Origin of the sequence: Streptomyces sp. NPDC058664 (genome assembly GCF_042716635.1) — a bacterium.
Taxonomy (GTDB): Bacteria; Actinomycetota; Actinomycetes; order Streptomycetales; family Streptomycetaceae; genus Streptomyces.
Map to the genome: position 1 here is coordinate 1 of NZ_JBHXRW010000003.1, position 19689 is coordinate 19689.

Here is a 19689-nt window from a genome sequence, read left to right on the forward strand (position 1 = left end):
TTTGGCACGCTGTTGAGTTCTCAAGGAACGGACGCTTCCTTCGTACTCACCCTCACGGGCTTTCCTCCGGGCTTTTCCCTCCGGTACTTCGTGTTCTTGCGTTTCCGACTCTATCAGATCTTTCCGACCCGATTTCCTCGGCGCTTTCCGGTCCCTTTCGCTTTCGCTCCGGGCCCTTCCGGCGGTTCCGACTCTATCAGATGTTTTCGGCGTCTGATTCCCAGTCAGCGGGGTTTGTCTTTGCGGCTGTTGGGCCGTTCCGACGTCTCAAACTCTAGCGGATTTCCCCGGCGACTCATAATCGAGCTTTCGAAATGAATTTCGGCATGCCGAAATTCTTCCCGGTGGGGAGATCGTGCGGAGTAGAGGTGCCGCTTTCAGCGGCGGAGTAGTTGTCGAAGAACCGTTCCGGCTCTGTGACAACTCGGAGAACACTACGCATCCGCCAGGGGCGTGTCAACCCCCTCCCGGTGGGACGCGAGGGGTCAGTCGAGGTCCGTCAGGCGGCCGCCGGCGTCGGGCTGGGTGAGCTCCACGCGGCGCAGGAGGCGGATGAGCATCTCGGCGAGGACTCCCCTCTCTTCTCCCGTGAGGTCCTGAAGGAGGTCCTCCTCGAAGTCCGTGGCCATCCGCATGGCCTCCAGCCACTTCGACCGGCCCTCGTCGGTGAGCTCGACGATCACGCGGACCCGGTTGTTCTCGTCGCGGTCGCGGGTGACCAGGCCTTCGCCGGCCATGCGGTCGATGCGGTGGGTCATCGCGGCCGGGGTGAGGCCGAGGCGCTTGGCGAGCTCGCCGGGGCCCAGGCGGTAGGGCTCGCCCGCGAGGACCAGTGTCTTGAGGACCTCCCACTCGGCGTTGCTGATGCCGAGGTCGGCGAGCTGGCGTCCGTACGCCACGTTCATGCGGCGGTTCAGCCGGCCGAGGGCGGAGACGACCTTCTCGACCTGGGGGTCGAGGTCGCGGAACTCGCGCTGGTAGGCGGCGATCTGCTCGTCGAGGGTCGGCTCCTGGGGAGCCTGCGGGCCGGACCGCTCGGGGTTTTCGGACATGGGGGCGAGTATCCCACGGGTCTCGTTGGCGTTGAAGTCCTTCGGTGTGTACTGTTGAGACGTTAACTTTAGCGTTGAAGTCTTCAAGGTTCAGGCCTACACGTCTGAACCTGTGATCGAAGTGGGTGAGTGTGACCAAGGCGAGGGGCGCAGCGATGCGCCGCATTCAGGCAGGCAGCGCGCTGAGCGCGTTCGGACTCGGCTTCACCGTGCCGTACCTCTATGTGTACGTCGCTCAGGTGCGGGATCTGGGCGCGGCCACGGCGGGCATCGTCCTGGCCGTCTTCGCCATGGCCGCGCTCGTGGTGCTGCCGTTCAGCGGACGGGCCATCGACCGGCGCGGGCCCGTGCCCGTTCTGCTCGTGGCTTCGGTCGTCGCGGCCGTCGGGGCCGTGGGCATGGGGTTCGCCTCCAGCGTGCCCGCCGCCGTGGGCGCGGCGGCGCTGCTCGGTGCCGGTACGGCCGTGCTCCAGCCGGCGCTCGCCACGATGATCGTCTGGTGCTCGACGCCCGTCGGTCGTACCCGGGCCTTCGCCACGCAGTTCTTCCTGCAGAACCTCGGGCTCGGTGTCGGCGGTCTGATCGGCGGTCTGCTCGTCGACACGAGCCGGCCCGGCAGCTTCATCCTGCTGTTCTCGATCGAGGCGGCGATGTTCCTCGTTCTCGCGGCGGTCGTCGGGACCGTGCGGATGCCCGGGTCACCCGCGTTCCAGGACGCCCGGCCGTCGGAGGGCGGGAAGGGCGGCGGTCTTCGGGCGCTGCTCGGGCACAGGGCGATGGTCCAGCTGTGCGTCCTCGGCTTCGTCCTCTTCTTCGCCTGCTACGGACAGTTCGAGTCGGGGCTCGCCGCGTACGGCACCGAGGCGGCCGGCATCCAGCCCTCGACGCTCGGCATCGCGCTCGCCGCCAACACGGCGGTGATCGTGGCCGCCCAGTTCCTGGTGCTGAGGTTCGTCGAGCGCCGCAGGCGGTCCCGGGTGATCGCGGCCGTGGGTCTGATCTGGGCCGTGGCCTGGCTGATCGCCGGGTACGCGGGCCTCGGGCACGGCAGCCAGGCCATGGCGACGGCGGCCTTCGTCTCCACGTACGCCCTCTTCGGGCTCGGTGAGGCGATGCTGTCGCCGACCGTGGCGCCCCTGGTGGCCGATCTCGCGCCGGAGTCGATGGTCGGGCAGTACAACTCGGCCTTCGCGCTGGTCAAGCAGTTGGCGCTGGCCGTCGGACCGGCCGTGGGCGGGCCCATGGGGGCCGCGCTGCACGGTCCGTACATCGTGACCTTCGTGCTCTTCTCGCTCGGCATCACGTTCCTCGCCGTGCGGCTCGGCCGGCAGCTGACCCCGGAGCAGGACCGGCCGTCGCTCGCCGTGCGGCCCTCGAAGGTCGTCGCCCGGCACCAGCCGGAGCCGGAGACCGCCGCCGCCTAGTCGGACTTCCGGTCCGGCAGGGCGAACTCGCACCACACCGCTTTGCCGCCGCCAGGGGTGCGGCGGCTTCCCCAGGACGAGGCGATCGTCGCGATGATCGAGATACCGCGGCCCGCCTCGTCCTCCGTCTCCGCCCTGCGGCGGCGCGGCAGGTGGTCGTCCCCGTCCGTCACCTCGATGATCAGGCGGCGGTCCGTGCGGCGCAGCCGCAGCCGCATGGGCGGGGTGCCGTGCTGGAGGGAGTTCGCCACGAGTTCGCTGGTGGCGAGGACGCCCAGGTCGCGCAGCTCCACCGGGAAGCGCCAGGACGACAGGACCCCGGAGGCGAAGGCACGCGCGCGGGAAGCCGCTTCCACCCCGCCGAGGAGTTCCAGGGCCGCGTTGTGGAAGAGCTCCGCGTCCGCTCCCTCGCGGGAGGGGTGCTGGACGACGAGGACGGCCACGTCGTCGTCGTGCTCGGCGGTGACGCCGAGGGAGCGGAGCAGCCGGTCGCAGACCACCTGCGGGGTGCCGCTGGCGCCGGAGAGGGCGCGGGCCAGGGCCGCGACCCCCTCGTCGATGTCCTCGCGGCGGCGCTCGACGAGGCCGTCGGTGTAGAGGACGGCGGTGGAGCCGGGCGGCAGGGCGATGGAGCCGGAGGTGTGCAGCCAGCCGCCGGTGCCGAGCGGCGGTCCGGTCGGGTCCTCGGCGCGCCGGACGGTGCCGTCCTCGTCCCGTACGAGGATCGGGAGGTGGCCCGCGGAGGCGTAGACCAGCTTGCCCTCGTTGGGGTCGTGGATCGCGTACACACAGGTGGCGATCTGGCTGGCGTCGATCTCGGCGGCGAGGCCGTCGAGGAGCTGGAGGACCTCGTGCGGGGGCAGGTCCAGGCGCGCGTAGGCCCGGACGGCGGTGCGGAGCTGGCCCATGACGGCGGCTGCGCGCACGCCCCGGCCCATCACGTCCCCGATGACGAGCGCGGTGCGGCCGGCGCCGAGGGTGATCACGTCGTACCAGTCGCCGCCGACGGCCGCGTCGGTGCCGCCGGGCTGGTAGGTGGCGGCGATCCGCAGGTCGTCGGGGTGCTCGAGGTCCTGCGGGAGCAGGGAGCGCTGGAGGGTGACGGCGGTCTCGCGGTGGCGGCGCTCGCTGGCCCGGAGCCGCTCGGCGGCCTCGGCGTGGTCGGTGACGTCCGCGGCGTGGACGAGGACTCCGCCGTCGAGGTGGGGACCGTCCACGGGCAGGCACGTGACCGTGTACGAGCCGCCGTCCTGGGTGCGGCGGGACTTGACCGTGCGGGGCTTGCCGCTGCGCAGCACCTGGTCGATGAGGGGCAGCAGCCCGAGCTCCTCGGCCTCCGGGCAGGTGTCGGCGACGGTGGCGCCCGCGGGGCGCGGTCCGAAGGCGGCGGCGTAGGCGTCGTTGACGTACGCGATGCGGTGCTCCGGGCCGTACACGAGTGCGACCAGGCCGGGAAGACGGCCGAGGAGCTCCCGTACGGAGAAGTCCTCCAGGGCGGGGACGCCGGCGGCCCCGACGGCTTCGGCGGTGTCGGTGGCCTCGTGGCCGAGCTGCCCCGGCTGCCGCGCGTACTCACCGCGGGCGGCGGGCACGGAGCCTTCGGTCCCCCGCGCCGCGCGGCGCTGTGTGCCGGGGAGCCGGGCGCTCCAACGGGTGAAGTTCACGGATCTGTATGCCTCGTGGTGTCGGTGCCGTGCAGAGTCACGCTGTGCAGGTGTGAGTCCACCTATGGTCACACGCCCAGTGTGGACGAGTGCACTGACAGTGATGTCAGGACGACGGCTTGTCGCCGGGAGCGGGTGGCGGTGCGGCGGCGAGTTCGAATTCGGCGCGGGGGTGTTCGAGCGACCCGAGGGAGACGATCTCCCGTTTGAACAGGCCGGACAGGGTCCATTCGGCGAGCACCCGGGCCTTGCGGTTGAAGGTGGGCACCCGGCTCAGGTGGTAGGCACGGTGCATGAACCAGGCCGGATATCCCTTGAGTTTCCGTCCGTAGACGTGCGCGACGCCCTTGTGGAGGCCCAGGGACGCGACGGAACCGGCGTACGCGTGCGCGTACTCCTTGAGCGGCTGCCCGCGCAGGGAGGCCGCGATGTTCTCGGCGAGGACCTTGGCCTGGCGGACGGCGTGCTGCGCGTTGGGCGCGCACTCCCTGCCCGGTTCCTCCGCGGTCACGTCGGGGACGGCGGCGGCGTCACCGGCGGCCCAGGCGTGGGCGACGCCCTCAACGGCGAGCTGGGCCGTGCAGCGGAGCCGGCCGCGTTCGTTCCGCGGCAGGTCCGTCTCGGCGAGGACGGGCGCGGGCTTGACCCCGGCGGTCCAGACGACGGTGCGGGTGGGCAGCCGGGTGCCGTCGCTGAGGACGGCGACCCGGTCCTCGCAGGATTCGAGGCGGGTCTCCAGGCGTACGTCGACGTTCCGGCCGCGCAGCTCACGGATGGCGTACCGGCCCATCTCCTCGCCCACCTCGGGCAGGATCCGGTCCGTGGCCTCGACGAGGACCCATTTCAGGTCCTCGGGCTTGACGTTGTGGTAGTACCGGGCCGTGTAGCGGGCCATGTCCTCCAGCTCGGCGAGCGCCTCCACGCCCGCGTACCCGCCGCCGACGAACACGAAGGTCAGGGCGGCGTCGCGGAGTCCCGGGTCCCGGGTCGAGGAGGCTATGTCCATCTGCTCGATGACGTGGTTGCGCAGGCCGATGGCCTCCTCGACGGTCTTGAAGCCGATGCCGTGGTCGGGCAGGCCCGGGACCGGGAGGGTGCGGGAGACCGAGCCCGGCGCGATGACCAGCTCGTCGTAGGTGAGGTCGACGGCGCCGGTGGCCTCCTCGGCGGTGGCGAGAGTCGAGAGGGACGCGGTCCGCTTGGCGTGGTCGACGGACGTGACCTCGCCGATGACGAGCCGGCAGCGGTCGAGAACCCTGCGGAGCGGTACGACGACGTGGCGCGGGGAGATCGAGCCGGCGGCGGCCTCGGGCAGGAACGGCTGGTACGTCATGTACGGATCGGGGGTGACCACCACGATCTCGACGGTGCCGGCTCTCAGCTCGGCCCTGAGCTGCCGCTGGAGGCGCAGCGCGGTGTACATGCCGACGTAGCCACCGCCGACCACGAGAATGCGCGCAGGTTGGGTCACTGTCCCATGACGCACTCCCGTCCGTGGTTTGTCCACAGCCTCGGCAAATTGTGTGACCGGAGGGGTACGGAGGCGCGGGGTGGCGCGTACCCGGGGTGCGGGGGAAACGGTGCAGGTCAGGGTGGTCGCGCCCGGTCCGGTGGTGGGTCGGAATCGGGAGTGTTCCGGTCCTTGCTCCGATCGGGGGGCGCACCGTACGGAACTCCCCCTTCTGAATTGACCCCGACTCAACTATGTTCGTAGTTCGTCGGGGTGTCGGAGGGGAGCGCGTGGACCGAAGCGCTCACCGGCCGGAAGCCCCGTGTCAGGGCGGGGAGTCTCCGGGGGGAGACATCATGAGCGGGGGAACGCTTATGCATATTCAGGATTCACGATGGCAGACGGGCGCCGGGACGGCGACCGTCGACGACGGCCTCCACGCGGGCGCCGGCTCCGAGCGCAACGGCGCACCGGCGGCAGGCGGCAGGTCCGCGCCGCTGCGGGTGGACGCCCAGCGCAATCTGGAGCACGTCCTGCGCGCCGCGCGCGAGGTGTTCGGCGAGCTCGGCTACGGCGCTCCGATGGAGGACGTGGCTCGCCGCGCCCGTGTCGGTGTCGGCACCGTCTACCGGCGCTTCCCGAGCAAGGACGTCCTTGTGCGGCGCATAGCCGAGGAGGAGACCTCCCGGCTGACCGAGCAGGCGCGGGCCGCGCTGGGCCAGGAGGAGGAGCCGTGGTCGGCGCTCTCCCGGTTCCTGCGGACCTCGGTCGCCTCGGGCGCCGGCCGTCTCCTTCCGCCGCAGGTGCTGCGGGTGGGCGTCGACGACCCCGTGGTGCCGGTTCCCGATGACGACACGGACGACGCGGCCCGGGTGCCGTACCAGCGGGGTGTCGCCGGGCAGGCCGACGCGCGGGTGATCGCGCCGCGGGCCGTGCCGGCCGAGGAGCGGGACGACGCGGGCGCCACGGAGCTGCTCGAAGTGGTCGGCCGGCTGGTCGACCGGGCGCGTGAGGCGGGTGAGCTGCGGGCGGACGTGACCGTGGCGGACGTCCTCCTCGTCATCGCCACCGCGGCCCCGGCCCTGCCGGACGCGGTGCAGCAGGCGGCGGCCTCGACCCGGCTCCTCGACATCCTGCTCGAGGGGCTGCGCTCCCGGTAGGGGCGGGCCCGTACCCGTACGCCGTGCCCGTACACCGTGCTCGTCCCTCGTGTGCCCGTACGTCACGAGTCACGCTTTCGTGGTCCGGGTGGACCAACGCGTTCGACACGAACGTGTGAGCGGTTACGCCCGGATACACGAAGTCGCCCCGGACGAGTGGTAAGTGGTCACGGCGCCTCGGCGTGCCCGCGCTCTGTGGCAGGCTGAGCCGGTGTTCGGGTCTGGGCGTGCGTACGGGGGCTTCCGCGATGAGCGGTGACGGTCGGGACGATCCACTGGGCGGCGGCACCGCGGAGACCGGGGACCTCCCCGCCGGGCAGGTGCCGAATCAGGGGGGGCCGGGAGGTTTCCCCAGCGCGCCGGACGCGACGGCGGAGCTCCTCGACGCGAGCGTGCCCCAGCAGCGCGAGGGCAAGGTCTCCGGATGGGGGCCGGGCCCCGGATCCTGGAGCGCCGGGGGAGTGACCGCCGAGGGATTCACCGGCGTCGTGGACCGCGCCGGCGCTGCGAATCCCGCCGGTGCCGATCACGACGCCGAGGCCGACGGGGCCGATCACGACGCCGAGGCCGACGAACCCGACACCGTCCTTCCGCCGCCCGTCGAACTGCCGCCGTCCGACGCCGAGCTCGTCCAGCTCATGCGGAACGGCGACGGCTCCGCGTACGAGGAACTGTTCCACCGCCACTCCGAGGCCGTGCGCAGGTACGCCAGGACCTGCTGCCGGGACGCCCACACCGCCGACGACCTCACCGCCGAGGTCTTCACCCGTACCCTCCAGGCGGTCAGGGGCGGGGCCGGGCCCGAACAGGCCGTACGCGCCTACCTCATGACCACCGTCCGCCGGGTCGCGGCGAACTGGGCCAGGACCCAGAAGCGGGAACACCTCGTCGAGGACTTCGCCCTGTTCGCGGCGGACGCCGCCCGCTCCTCCGAGGTCTCCGACCAAGACACGATGGACCTCGGCGCGGACGTGCGCGCGATGCACGAGGCCGAGCAGTCGCTCGCCATGCAGGCCTTCCGCTCGCTGCCCGAGCGCTGGCAGGCCGTCCTGTGGCACACCACCGTCGAGGAGGAGTCGCCGAGCGAGGTCGCGCCGCTCTTCGGGCTCACCGCCAACGCCACGGCCGTGCTCGCCAGCCGCGCCCGCGAAGGCCTCAAGCAGGCGTACCTCCAGGCCCACGTCAGCCAGTCCCTGACGGCCGGCGGCGACTGCGCCCGGTACGCGGACCGGCTCGGCGCCTACGCGCGCGGCGGCCTGCGGATGCGCGCCGAACGCGGACTGCGCAAGCACCTGGACGAGTGCGCCAAGTGCCGGCTCGCCGCCGGTGAGCTGGCGCACGTCAACGCCGGGATCCCCGCGCTGCTGCCGGTCGCCGTCATCGGCTGGTTCGCCGCCGGGTACTCGCTCAAGGCGGCCGGAGTCGTCGCCGGTGGCGCCGTCGGCGCGGCCGGTGCGGGCGCCGCGGCCGCCGCGGCCGGGTCCTCCGGCGGCGCGGCCTCCGGCGGGGCCGCCGCCGAAGGGCTCGGCGCGCCCGCGAAGGCCGGCATCGCGGCCGCCATGGCCGTCGCCGCGGCCGCCGGACTCGTCTGGGCCATGTCCGGGGACCCGCAGCCCGTGGCCGCGCCCAAGCCGACGCAGCCGGTCGTCACCCCCGTCGTACCGGCGGAGCCCGCGCCCCCGCCGAGACCGACGCCGAAGCCCGTACCGCCGCCCACGCCCGTGACGTCCGAGCCGCCGGCGCCCACGCCGACGCCCAGCCCGGAGAAGCCCTCGCCCACCCCGAGCCCCGCGAAGCCGACGCCGCCACCGCCGCCCCCGCCGAAGCCGAGCCCGAAGCCGACGCCCACACCGACGCCGACGCCGACGCCGACGCCGAGCCCGGAGAAGCCCTCGCAGAAGCCGGCCCCGCCGCCCGCGCCGCCGTCCGTCTACCAGGTCGACGAGCTGCGGTACGGGATCTTCGGCGACGGCACCGAGCCCGAGGTCTCGCTCTCCGACAGCAGCTGGATGTGGCCGCGCGAAGGCCTCTCCATCGGCGGCACCTCGTACGCGCACGGGGTCAGCGTCCACACGCCGTCGTCGCTGCTCATCGACCTCAACCGGCAGTGCGCGCGTTACGACGCGATCGTCGGTGTCGACGACCTGAGCGCCCCGCTCGGTGTCGGCGGGGTCCGCTTCTCCGTGTACGGGGACGAGGAGCGGCTCTGGCGGTCCGACGTGGTCCGGCCGGGCGACCCGCCGGTCCCCGTGCACGTCGACATCACCGGCCGCGAAACGATCCGGCTCGTGGTGGAGGAGCACACGCCGTTCGGCCGTGCCGCGGTCGCCGACTGGGCCGAGTCCCGGATCAGCTGCTCCTGACGCACCCGTCCGCGTCCAGGGGACCGGCGACGGGTGCCACGAGGGCCAGTATCTCGTCGATGCCGAGGCCCGCCCCCGCCTCGCGGGCGACGGCGAGGCCGGACGGACCGAGCGCGGCGAGCGCCCCGGCCCTCACGGCCTCGGCCTCCCTCAGTCCGGGGACCGAGCGGGGGAGGTCGCCGCGCCAGCCGTCGACGGCCGCCAGAATCCGTATCGCGAGGGCCTGTTCACCCGCCTCGGACAGGGTGAGGGCGAGGCCCTCCGCCAGGCCCATGGTGACGAAGTCCGCGCACTGCGCGTCCCGCGCGGCCCGCAGCGCCGAGGCGGCCGTGGTGACCGCGGCGGCGCCCCGGCCCTCGTACGCCTCCACGCGGGCCACGAGACCGGTCACCACCGCTTCGAAGTGCGGCGGCGGCGCGCCGAGCGCGACCGTCCGGCCCGCCTCCTCCAGCTGGGCGCGGGCCCCCGTGACGTCCCCCCGGTAGAGGGCGAGGGCGGCGCGCAGGAAGCAGACGAACGTCTGGGTGTCCCGTACGTGGTGGCGCTCGGCCTCCCGTGCGGCCTCGTCGAGGCCCCGCTCAGCTGCCTCCATGTCCCCTTTGCTGTAGGCGAGTTCGGCCATCCGGGCGAGGAGGAACGGACTCTCGGCGTGGGCACCGACCTCACGGGCCAGACCGAGGGCCTCCTCGTACGCCTCGGCGGCCTCCTCGTGGCGGCCGCGCAACAGATGGGCCTCTCCCGCCGCGCTCGCGATCTGCGCGCCCATCCAGCGGTCGCCCACCCGGCGGGAGAGCGCCCGGAGCTCGGCCAGGTCCTCGTCGATGCCGGGCATGCCGCCCGGCATGTCGACGACCATGTGCGTACGGAACATGAGGCTGACGCCGACCTCCCAGTCGCCGCCGTGGCGGCGGCAGTTGGCGACGGCGACGTCGAGGAGGCCCCGGATCACGTCCGGTTCCTCGGTGAGGTACGCGGTGAACGGCCACAGCAGTCCGGGGAAGCGGGCTCCCTCCGGGCCGGGACGCGCCCCGAACGCGGCACGCACACGCCGGACGAGCGCGGCCGTCTCCGGTACCAGGAAGTCCCCCATCGTGTTGCTCTCCACCGCGAGGAAGAACTGCAGCATGCGCAGGTGCATGCGCGGCCAGTAGCGGGGATCGGCGGGGTCCGCCGGGTCGTCGCCGAGCGCGACCGCCCGATCCGTCCAGGCCTGGCCCTCGGGGCGGTAGTTGCGCAGCCACCAGAACCAGCCCATGGCGAAGACGAGACGGTGGGCGGCGGCCTCGTCGGGGGCTGTGACGAGGGTGCGGTGCAGGGCGGCACGGATGTTGTCGAGGTCGCGCTCGATCCGCTCGATCCACGGGAGCTGCTCGCCCGAGCGGAGCTTGGGTTCGGCGGCCTCGGCGAGCGCCGTGAAGTGGGCGGTGTGGGTGGCCTCGGCGGCGGCGAGGAGCGCCGGGGTCTCGGCGGCCCGCTCGGCCGCGTACTCGTGGATGGTCTCCAGGAGCCGGTAGCGCATCTCGCCGCCCTCGGTGGGGGTGGCGACGACCAGGGATTTGTCGACCAGGGCGCCCAGGGAGTCGGCGGCGCGCGGCGAGAGGGCCTCCGCGGCGGCGAGGTCCCAGCCGCCGGCGAAGACCGAGACCTGGCGGAGCAGGGTGCGCTCGTCGGGGTCGAGCAGCTCCCAGGACCAGTCGACGACCGCGCGCAGGGTCTGCTGGCGGGGCAGGACCGTGCGGGAACCGGAGGTGAGGAGCCGGAACCGGTCGTCGAGGCGGTCGGCGATCTGGCGCGGGGTGAGCAGCCGCAGCCGGGCCGCGGCCAGTTCGATGGCGAGCGGCAGGCCGTCGAGGCGGCGGCAGATCTCGTCGACGGCCGCGCCGCCGTCTCCGGCGAGGTCGCCGTTCCCGGTGAGGTCACCGTTCCCTGTGAGGTCGAAGGACGGGCGTACGGCGCGGGCGCGCTCGGCGAAGAGCCGGTGGGCCGGGTCGGGCGGGAGGGGCTCGACGGGGCGGACCGACTCGCCGGGGACGCCGAGGGGTTCGCGGCTGGTGGCGAGGACGCGGAGCCGCGGGCAGTGGGTGAGGAGGGTCTCGGCGAGGGCGGCGGCCGCGTCGATCACGTGCTCGCAGTTGTCCAGGACGAGGAGGAGGGGGCGGTCGGCCAGGTGCTCGACGAGCTGGGCGGTGGGGTCGTCCTTGAGGGGCACGCCGTCGCGGGTGATCAGGTTGATCTCGCGGAGCCGGAGCGCGGAGAGGACGGCGCCGGGGAGTGCCTCGGGGTCGTCGAGCGGCGCCAGTTCGGCGATCCAGGCGGCCGGTCCGACCACCCGGAGCGCGACCTCCTCGGCGAGCCGGGTCTTGCCGGAACCGCCGGGCCCGGTGAGCGTGACGAGCCGGGAACGGGCGAGGTCGGCGCGGAGCGCGGCGAGCTCGGGCTCACGGCCGACGAAGGAGGTGAGACGGGGGCGGATGTTGCCGGGTTCGGGGGTGGGAGTGGGGGTCGGGGTAGTGGCTGAGGCTGGGGTGGGGGCCGGGTCGGGAGTGGGGGCCGGGTCGGGGGCGGGCTCTGCGGGGGACGCGGTCGGGCCGGTGGTCTCGGGCGGTGTTGTCTGTTCGCCGGCTCGGTGGGCCGGGGTGGTGGGGGTCGGCGCGGTGACGGCCGGGGCGGTGGGGCCCGGGGGGCGGCTCCCGTCGGCTGCCTCTGTGGTGCCGGTGGGGGCCCGTCGTCCGCCGGGACGGGGCCCCCGTTCGGGCCGCGCGCCCGTGAGGAGTTCGTGGTGGAGGGCGGCGAGTTCGGGGCCCGGATCCGTGCCGAGGGCGTCCGCCAGGGTGCGGCGGGCCGACTCGTAGGCCGCGAGGGCGTCGGCGTGGCGGCCCTCGGCCCGCAGGGCGCGGATGAGGTGGGCGCGGAAGGCCTCGTCGTACGGGTACGTGGTGGTGAGTTCGGTCAGCTCCGGTACGAGCCCGTCGGTGGCGCCCCGGCGCAGGTCGGCCTCGACGCGCTGCCGCAGGGCCGCGAGCCGCTGGGCCTCGGGCCGGACGCCCGCCGGGTCGGGGAGGTCGGCGAGGGCCGGGCCCCGGAAGAGGCCGAGGGCCTCCCTGAGGAGGGCGGCGGCGGTGTCGGGGTCGTCGGCGTCGAGGTGGGCGCCCGCGTCCCTGACCTGGCGCTCGAAGACGTACAGGTCGATGTCGTCGGGGGTGGCGACGAGCCGGTAGCCGGGGCCGGGGGTGGAGGCGACGGCCTCCCTGCCGAGGATCCGGCGGAGGCGGCCGACCAGGGCCTGGAGGGCGGCGGGCGCGTCCTGCGGCGGGTCGTCCCCGTACACGTCGTCGGCGAGCTCGGTGGCGGAGGCCGGCCGACCACCGCGCAGCGCGAGCGCGGCGAGGAGCGCGCGCAGCCGGGCGCCACCGAGGGGGAGGGGGGCGCCGCGGGGGTCGAGGGCCTCGGTGGTGCCGAGGATGAGATACCGCACCGGCTCATTGTGGCGGGTGGGCTACGGGTGCGCCTCGGGGTTTATCCGGGTGTGCCCTCAGGGGTCCGGCCGTCAGAACGCCGAGGTGTCGAGCGTGAGGCCGAGCGGGGGCGGCAGCGGGACCTGTGTCCCCAGCTTGTGGATGGACTGGTGGCCGTAGACATCGCCGGAGGGTCCGGAGTGCATGACGGCCTCGCCCGCCTCGCGGTCGATCAGCAGATAGAGGGGATGCCCGCGCACGCGTAGGCCCGGACCTTCTGGACGCGGTCACGGTGGGCGGTGAAGGCGGAGGTCACCTCGGCGACGAGGAGGACGGGAGCGGGGAGCCGCCAGACCTGTTCGTTCGCGAAGCTGCCCCTGGGGGCGATCGCGAGGTCCGGTACGAGACGGCCTTCGGCCGACCTTGCCGATCCAGGCGGCGAATCCGCTCCACCGGGCACCCTCAGCCCGATGCCGGTGTAGCAGCTGATCAGCCGGTCGGGGCCCGTCACCTGGTCACGCAGCTCCGCCACGATCTCCGCGTGCTGCCCGTCGTTGGGCGAGGTCATACAGATCTCCCCCTCGACCGGCTCCAACCGCCGGCCTTCAGGCTCCTGGGCGCTGTACAGCTCGAAGACCTGCTCCACCGCCGTCACGGCGTCATTCTCGCGCTCGGCGCGGCCTCACGCCGGGAGCGACCTCGACGCCGGGATCAACGGGCCCTGGACCGCGCGGTGGGCGCGGGGTTCGGTCGTGTTCGTCCAGCAGGAGCCGCGGCGGGACAGGAGGCGGCGGAGCCAGAGTTCGGTGGAGACCAGGTCGGCGAGGCCGTCCAGCGGGACCGGTTCGCCGTCGGCCGCCGCGCGGAGGGCCTCGCGGACGACGCGGGCCTCGATCAGGCCCGCGTCGGCGAGGAGCGGGGCGTCGAAGAGGGCGAGCAGCCCGGGCAGCGCGGCGCGCAGGCCCGCGCGCGTGGCGGCGGCCGGGACCGCCGGGTGGGAGGCGCCCCAGCCGGGCGGAAGGTCGTGGACGCCGGCGCCGGCGAGGACCGTACGCAGGACTCCCGCGCGCGCGTCCGGCTGGACCCGGAGCGATTCGGGGAGGGCCCGGCAGGCCCGTACCACCTGGTTGTCGAGGAAGGGGGCGTGGAGCCGCTGGCCGCGGATCTCGGCGGCCTGTTCCAGGACCCGGTGGTCGGCCGCGGCGCGCGCGAGGGCGGCACGCGCGCGTGCCTCGCCCGGGCGCTGGACGGAGGCCGGCAGGGTCGCCGCCCGGTTCAGGCGAACCGATACTTCAGCCAGCGCCTCCCCCGTCAGCCAGCGCGCCGCAGGACCCGGCCGCGACCAGGTGAGCGCGGAGAGGGACGCCTCCAGGGGGCCGAAGCCGTCCGGCGCCGTGCGGTTCGCCTCGAGGACCCGCCGGGCCGCCGACTCCAGGCCCGTCCGGTACGGGGTGCGCGCCAGCTTCCGCGCCGCCCGGTACACCGTCAGCGGCACGAGCAGCGATCCCGCCGACGGCCCCGTCGCCTTGGCCAGCGCCGTCACCGGACGGACCAGGGAGCGGCGCCTGCGGTCCATCAGCAGGTCCGCGAGGCGTGCCGGGTGCGCGTCCAGGACCTGCTTGGCGCCCATGCCGGTGAAGTGGTCGGCGCTGCCGCCCGCGAGCCGTCGCCGGTGCCGCTCGGCCGTGACGAGCGCGGGCCCCGGTTCGTCGGTGAGCGGCCCGTCCAGGGCGGCGTACGGGAGCGCCTCCTCGCCGGCCGCGACGACCACGTGGTGCAGGCGGGGGTCGGCCGCGAGCTCCCCGGCCCGCTTCAGCTCGTCCTCACGGCCCGAACCGGCCGGGGTCGCCAGGTCGTTGAAGGTGACGGCGAGCAGCCGCTCCCCCGCGCCCGCGCCGTGCCCGGTGATCGTGCCCGGCACTCCGGGGAGCCCGGCCGCGAGCAGCGCGAGCGTGCCGGAGGCGCTGCCGCCCGACAGGTCGGCGCCGATGCCCGGCGCCGGGCCCGCGCCCCGGGCCGCCCGCCGGTCGGCGGGCCCCATGCCGGGGACGGGCCCCGGGTCGGGAAGCGGGGCCTCGGGCGCGTGCCGGGGAGCGGTGAGCCGGGCGCGGACCGCCTCGACCAGGGCGTCCCGTACCCCTTCGACGGCCTGCCGGGGGTCGGCCTGGGCCGCCGCCACCGCGAGCGAGGCGACCTGCTCGTACCCGGTGATCTCGCGCGATCCCTCCCGCAGGATCAGCGCGTGGCCGGGCGGCACCCGCCGGACCCCCTCGTACGGGGTGGAGTCGCGCAGCGCCTCCGGGGTCTCGGGGCAGGCGAGCAGCGCGGCCAGGTGGCCGATGTCGAGCTGGGCCTCGACGAGGTCGGCGAGCGGCAGGGCGGCGGTGGCGTAGGCGGTGCCGCCCGCCCACGGGGTGTGGAACACCGGCCGGGCGCCCGCGAGATCACCGGTGACGGTGACCCGGCGGCCGGCCTTGACGACCGCCGTGTAGCTGCCGGGCCAGGCCGTGAGGTGCCGCAACGCGCCTCCGCGCGCGGTGAGCAGGCCGATCCGCAGCTCCTCGTCGCTCGCGGCGCAACAGCCGAGGACGGCGAGACGGGTGTGGTCGTCGACGGCCACCACCCGCACCTCGTCGGGGCGCCAGTCGCCGACCACCCACAGGGGGTCGGGGTCGCCCCAGAGGAGTTGTGCGCCCACCGGCTGCACCGTGCGCCCCTCGGTGGCGGCGGACGGGGCGGATCCGTACCCGCCGCCGTAGCCGCCGTAGCCGCTGTCGTGGCCGGCGCCGTAACCGCCGTCGTACGAGCCGTGGGCGCCGTGCCCGCCGCCGTACGAGCCGCTCACCGATCCCGCCCGCGCCCCGGCCGTCGTTGCGAAGCTCGCGGCGACACTGCTCCAGCCCACCAGCCATCGCATCGGCGCCTCCACATCCGTTTCGGTGGGAGACATGCTGCCACGACAACGGCGCACGGGGCGGAGTCCGGGTGCACACGCGCGAAACCGAATGCGCCCCTGGCATGGGCCAGTTGGCCACCGGCGTCATTCGGCCAAATATCGACCCTCCCCTGCGGGGGTGGAAGGGGTCCGGGCCTCGGCCCGCGCGCACCGCTTCCCACCGGTCGACGGCAGCCCGGGAGGCGCTCCCGCCTCCCGGTGCCGTCCGCCGCCCGCGGGGAATGGGGCGGCGGTATCCCCCAGCCCACCGGTCCGGGACACCGTTCCCGGCCGAGCGGGCCGACCCACGCGTTCCTCATGGAAGCGCTCCCCCGACGGCCCGGAGAGAGCGCACGGCCGGGCGCACGGCCACACGGCGGGAGCACGATCCCGGCCACCTGGCCCGCACGCCGACTGTTCACACAACAATCTCGCCATACGGAACACCGCCCCTTAACGGTAGGGATGCGGCGAACTACGCTGTGTTTACGAATGCCGCACGCCTATGCCCGGCGTCGTGGCGGCCGTCTGGGTGGTCGAGGGGTGGCGTCATGTCCAGGGAGCAACGCGGGCCGAACGAAAAGCTCGGCACGGTTCTCGCCCTCGCGGGAATCAGCAACGCCGGGCTCGCCCGGCGCGTCAACGACCTCGGATCGCAACGGGGCCTGACGCTTCGTTACGACAAGACCTCGGTCGCCCGGTGGGTGTCGAAGGGCATGGTGCCGCAGGGCGCCGCCCCGCACCTGATCGCCGCCGCGATCGGGCAGAAGCTCGGCCGGCCCGTGCCGCTGCACGAGATCGGGCTCGCCGACGCCGATCCGGCGCCCGAGGTGGGGCTCGCCTTCCCGCGCGACGTGGGCGAGGCGGTGCGTTCGGCCACCGACCTGTACCGGCTCGACCTCGCCGGGCGGCGCGCCGGCGGCGGGATCTGGCAGTCGCTCGCCGGATCCTTCGCGGTGAGCGCGTACGCGACGCCCGCGTCCCGCTGGCTGATAACCCCCGCCGACCCGTCGGTGGAGCGCGAGGCCCGGCGCTCGGCGGGCGGCATCACGGCCGCCACCGTCGCGGAGCACGCGCGTGTGGGCCACAGCGACGTCGCCAAACTCCGCGAGGCCGCCGAGGACGCGCGCCGCTGGGACTCCAAGTACGGCGGCGGGGACTGGCGTTCTTCCATGGTCCCCGAGTGCTTACGCGTGGACGCCGCCCCGCTGCTCCTCGCCTCGTACTCGGACGAGGTCGGCCGGGCCCTGTTCGGCGCGACCGCCGAGCTCACCCGGCTCGCCGGCTGGATGGCCTTCGACACCGGGCAGCAGGAGGCCGCCCAGCGCTACTACATCCAGGCGCTGCGGCTCGCCCGCGCCGCCGCCGACGTGCCCCTCGGCGGCTACGTCCTGGCCTCCATGTCCCTCCAGGCCACCTACCGGGGCTTCGCCGACGAGGGCGTGGACCTCGCCCAGGCCGCGCTCGAACGGAACCGGGGCCTCGCCACCGCCCGCACCATGTCCTTCTTCCGGCTCGTCGAGGCACGCGCGCACGCGAAGGCCGGGGACGGAGTCGCCGCCGCGGCCGCGCTCAAGTCCGCCGAGGGCTGGCTGGAGCGCTCCCGGGAGGGCGACGCCGACCCGACCTGGCTGGGCTTCTACTCGTACGACCGGTTCTGCGCCGACGCCGCGGAGTGCTACCGCGACCTGAAGGCGCCCCACGAGGTGCGGCGCTTCACCGAGCAGGCGCTCCTGCGGCCGACCGAGGAGTTCGTCCGCTCCCACGGGCTGCGGCTCGTGGTCTCCGCCGTCGCCGAACTGGAGTCGGGCAACCTGGACGCGGCCTGCGCGGCCGGTACGCGCGCGGTGGAGGTGGCCGGCCGGATCTCCTCGGCGCGGACGACCGAGTACGTACGGGACCTGCTGCACCGGCTCGAACCGTACGGGGACGAGCCGCGCGTCATGGAGCTGCGGGAGAGGGCGAGGCCGCTGCTCGTCGCCCCGGCGTGAGGGGAGCAACCGCCCCTGGGGCGTGACCTGCGTCTCGTGACGTCGCGCGAGGTTTCACGGGTTTGTCAGTGGGCCAGTGCACTATCGGGGGTGGGAGGTGGCGCTGGTGTTTGACTGTGACGTGCTGGTGATCGGCGGCGGGATCGTCGGTCTGTCGACGGCGTACGCGCTGACGCGCGCCGCTCCCGGCACCCGGGTCACGGTCCTGGAGAAGGAGCACGCCCTCGCGCGCCACCAGACCGGGCGCAACAGCGGGGTGATCCACAGCGGGATCTACTACCGGCCCGGGTCGCTCAAGGCCCGGTTCGCGGTCGAGGGCGCGGCCGAAATGGTCAAGTTCTGCGCGGAGTGGGACATTCCGCACGAGGTGACGGGCAAGCTCGTCGTCGCCACCGCGCGCGAGGAGCTGCCCCGGCTGCACGCGCTCGTACAGCGCGGCAGGGAGAACGGCATCCCGGTGCGCGAGCTCGGCCCGGCGCAGATCAGCGAGTACGAGCCACGGGTGCGGGGTCTGGCCGCGATCCACGTCGGCACGACCGGCATCTGCGACTACGGGGCCGTGTCGGCCCGCCTCGCCGAGTCCTCCGGCGCCCGGATCCTGTACGGGGCGGAGGTCACCGTGATCGACCGGCGGCCGTGGGGGGTCGCCGTGCGGACGGCGGACGGCCGGGTGGTGCGGGCGCGGGTCCTGGTGAACTGCGCGGGGCTGCACTGCGACCGGATCGCGCGGCTCGCCGGCGACGACCCGGGCATGCGGATCGTCCCCTTCCGGGGGGAGTACTACGAGCTCGCGGACCCCTCGCTCGTCCGTGGCCTGGTCTACCCCGTCCCCGACCCGGCGTTCCCGTTCCTCGGGGTGCACCTGACCCGGGGCATCGACGGCGGCGTCCACATCGGGCCGAACGCGGTCCCGGCGCTCGCCCGCGAGGGGTACGGCTGGTCCGTCGTCCGGCCGCGCGAGCTGGCCGGCACGCTGGCCTGGCCCGGCTCGTGGACGATCGCCCGGAAGCACTGGCGGTACGGGTCGGGGGAGCTGCGCCGGTCGCTGTCGAAGCGGGCGTTCACGGAGGCGGTGCGGCGGCTGCTTCCGGTGGTGGAGGAGTCCGACCTGCGCCGGGCGGCGGCGGGCGTGCGGGCACAGGCGGTGCTGCGGGACGGGACGCTGGTCGACGACTTCCTGATCCGGGAGGCGGCGCGCACGGTCCACGTGCTGAACGCGCCTTCGCCCGCGGCGACTGCGTCGCTGCCGATCGGCCGGGAGGTGGCGGGCCGGGCCCTGGCCCTGCTGTAGAGCGCCCCGGCTCGTACCCGCGCCCTCGCTCGTGGCGTGCCCGCGCTCGTAGCGCGCCCTCGCCGGGGCCCGCCGTAGAATCGGGGGCATTGTGTCTGAGCAGCCTGAGATGACCCCGCACCCCGCCCAGCCCCCCGCCCGGCGGGGCAGCCAGAGGTTCGCCCCCGGCGAGGGACCTCTGCCCGACCCCGCCGGGTCCCACCACGAGCGGCGGATCCGCAGCTTCCAGCCGCGTCGCAGCCGTGTCACCACCAGCCAGGCCGAGGCGTTGCTGAAGCGCTGGCCCGACTGGGGGCTCGACATCGACGGCAAGAGGGTCATCGACCTCGCCGAGATGTTCGACGGTCTTCCGGTCGTCCTGGAGATCGGCTTCGGCATGGGCGAGGCGACCGCGCAGATGGCCGCCGCCGACCCCGGCACCGGCATCCTCGCCGTCGACGTGCACACCCCCGGCCAGGGCAATCTGCTCGGCCTCGCCGACCGGAACGGCCTGACGAACGTCCGGGTCGCCAACGGCGACGCGATCATCCTGCTCCGCGAGATGCTCGCCACGGACTCCCTCGACGGCTGCCGCGTCTACTTCCCCGACCCGTGGCCCAAGGCGCGCCACCACAAGCGGCGGCTCGTCCAGCCCGAGTTCCTCAGCCTCCTCGCGACCCGGATGAAGCCCGGTGCCGAGCTGCACTGCGCCACGGACTGGGAGGAGTACGCCGAGCAGATGCTGGAGGTGCTCTCCGCGCATCCGGACTTCGAGAACACCCAGGCCGACGGCGGTTACGCGCCCCGCCCGGACTTCCGGCCCCTCACCCGCTTCGAGGGCCAGGGCCTGGACAAGGGCCATGTCGTGCACGACCTCCTCTTCCGGCGGAAGTGACACGGAGCGGGTAACTCCGTCGCCCGGTGT

General features: G+C 74.1%; 13 protein-coding genes. 6 read left to right on the plus strand and 7 right to left on the minus strand.

Features of this window, described 5'->3' with window-relative positions; translation table 11 throughout:
• Positions 1 to 485 precede the first annotated feature (485 nt).
• Positions 486 to 1052: a MarR family winged helix-turn-helix transcriptional regulator gene (locus ACFWUY_RS03130; RefSeq protein ID WP_384101417.1), complete on the minus strand. Its 567-nt coding sequence runs from the start codon at positions 1050 to 1052 to the stop codon at positions 486 to 488.
• A 155-nt stretch (positions 1053 to 1207) separates the two neighbouring features.
• On the opposite strand from ACFWUY_RS03130, the gene ACFWUY_RS03135 reads away from it, so the two are divergent.
• Positions 1208 to 2476: an MFS transporter gene (locus ACFWUY_RS03135; protein WP_384101419.1), complete on the plus strand. Its 1269-nt coding sequence runs from the start codon at positions 1208 to 1210 to the stop codon at positions 2474 to 2476.
• Here the strand turns inward: ACFWUY_RS03135 and ACFWUY_RS03140 are convergent.
• Together ACFWUY_RS03140 and ACFWUY_RS03145 are read right to left on the minus strand one after the other, a co-directional pair.
• Positions 2473 to 4140 carry a SpoIIE family protein phosphatase gene (locus tag ACFWUY_RS03140; RefSeq protein WP_384101421.1) on the minus strand — a complete coding sequence of 556 codons (1668 nt, stop codon included), beginning with the start codon at positions 4138 to 4140 and terminating at the stop codon, positions 2473 to 2475. The two genes, ACFWUY_RS03135 and ACFWUY_RS03140, sit on opposite strands and share 4 nt — an antisense overlap.
• 106 nt (positions 4141 to 4246) lie before the next feature.
• Positions 4247 to 5611 (minus strand): NAD(P)/FAD-dependent oxidoreductase, encoded by a 1365-nt coding sequence (locus tag ACFWUY_RS03145; RefSeq protein WP_384101423.1) that lies wholly within the window; start codon positions 5609 to 5611, stop codon positions 4247 to 4249.
• A 353-nt stretch (positions 5612 to 5964) separates the two neighbouring features.
• Between ACFWUY_RS03145 and ACFWUY_RS03150 the strand changes: the two genes are divergently transcribed.
• Both ACFWUY_RS03150 and ACFWUY_RS03155 read left to right on the plus strand, forming a co-directional pair.
• Complete coding sequence (locus ACFWUY_RS03150) at positions 5965 to 6750, plus strand: TetR/AcrR family transcriptional regulator (protein WP_384101425.1); 786 nt, start codon at positions 5965 to 5967, stop codon at positions 6748 to 6750.
• Positions 6751 to 6998: 248 nt separating this feature from the next.
• The gene (locus ACFWUY_RS03155) at positions 6999 to 9113 is read left to right on the plus strand and encodes a sigma-70 family RNA polymerase sigma factor (protein ID WP_384101427.1); all 2115 of its coding nucleotides are present in this window, start codon (positions 6999 to 7001) and stop codon (positions 9111 to 9113) included.
• Here the strand turns inward: ACFWUY_RS03155 and ACFWUY_RS03160 are convergent.
• The 4 genes from ACFWUY_RS03160 to ACFWUY_RS03175 form a co-directional block, all read right to left on the minus strand.
• Positions 9100 to 12588 (minus strand): BTAD domain-containing putative transcriptional regulator, encoded by a 3489-nt coding sequence (locus tag ACFWUY_RS03160; protein ID WP_384101429.1) that lies wholly within the window; start codon positions 12586 to 12588, stop codon positions 9100 to 9102. The two genes, ACFWUY_RS03155 and ACFWUY_RS03160, sit on opposite strands and share 14 nt — an antisense overlap.
• Before the next feature lie 72 nt (positions 12589 to 12660).
• The gene (locus ACFWUY_RS03165; protein WP_384101432.1) at positions 12661 to 12828 is read right to left on the minus strand and encodes a hypothetical protein; all 168 of its coding nucleotides are present in this window, start codon (positions 12826 to 12828) and stop codon (positions 12661 to 12663) included.
• Complete coding sequence (locus tag ACFWUY_RS03170; RefSeq protein WP_384101434.1) at positions 12801 to 13223, minus strand: Uma2 family endonuclease; 423 nt, start codon at positions 13221 to 13223, stop codon at positions 12801 to 12803. Before ACFWUY_RS03170 ends, ACFWUY_RS03165 begins: the two co-directional genes overlap by 28 nt.
• Positions 13224 to 13250: 27 nt before the next feature.
• The gene (locus ACFWUY_RS03175; RefSeq protein WP_384101926.1) at positions 13251 to 15485 is read right to left on the minus strand and encodes an asparagine synthase-related protein; all 2235 of its coding nucleotides are present in this window, start codon (positions 15483 to 15485) and stop codon (positions 13251 to 13253) included.
• Between the two features lie 569 nt (positions 15486 to 16054).
• On the opposite strand from ACFWUY_RS03175, the gene ACFWUY_RS03180 reads away from it, so the two are divergent.
• From ACFWUY_RS03180 to trmB, 3 genes are all read left to right on the plus strand, one after another.
• On the plus strand, positions 16055 to 17494 hold the full coding sequence (locus tag ACFWUY_RS03180; protein WP_384101436.1) for an MFS transporter: 1440 nt from the start codon (positions 16055 to 16057) through the stop codon (positions 17492 to 17494).
• Positions 17495 to 17600: 106 nt separating this feature from the next.
• Positions 17601 to 18785, plus strand: coding sequence for an L-2-hydroxyglutarate oxidase (gene lhgO, locus ACFWUY_RS03185; protein ID WP_384101438.1), 1185 nt, complete (start codon positions 17601 to 17603; stop codon positions 18783 to 18785).
• A 109-nt stretch (positions 18786 to 18894) separates the two neighbouring features.
• Entirely contained in the window at positions 18895 to 19659 is a 765-nt protein-coding gene (gene trmB, locus ACFWUY_RS03190) for a tRNA (guanosine(46)-N7)-methyltransferase TrmB (RefSeq protein ID WP_384101928.1), read from the plus strand.
• The last annotated feature ends 30 nt before the right edge of the window (positions 19660 to 19689 follow it).

Coding starts and splice junctions, on each gene's coding strand:
- ACFWUY_RS03180 (WP_384101436.1), top strand. CDS start 16,055: ATGTCCAGGGAGCAACGCGGGCCGAACGAAAAGCTCGGCACGGTTCTC.
- ACFWUY_RS03135 (WP_384101419.1), top strand. CDS start 1,208: ATGCGCCGCATTCAGGCAGGCAGCGCGCTGAGCGCGTTCGGACTCGGC.
- ACFWUY_RS03155 (WP_384101427.1), top strand. CDS start 6,999: ATGAGCGGTGACGGTCGGGACGATCCACTGGGCGGCGGCACCGCGGAG.
- trmB (WP_384101928.1), top strand. CDS start 18,895: ATGACCCCGCACCCCGCCCAGCCCCCCGCCCGGCGGGGCAGCCAGAGG.
- ACFWUY_RS03130 (WP_384101417.1), bottom strand. CDS start 1,052: ATGTCCGAAAACCCCGAGCGGTCCGGCCCGCAGGCTCCCCAGGAGCCG.
- ACFWUY_RS03150 (WP_384101425.1), top strand. CDS start 5,965: ATGCATATTCAGGATTCACGATGGCAGACGGGCGCCGGGACGGCGACC.
- ACFWUY_RS03175 (WP_384101926.1), bottom strand. CDS start 15,485: ATGCGATGGCTGGTGGGCTGGAGCAGTGTCGCCGCGAGCTTCGCAACG.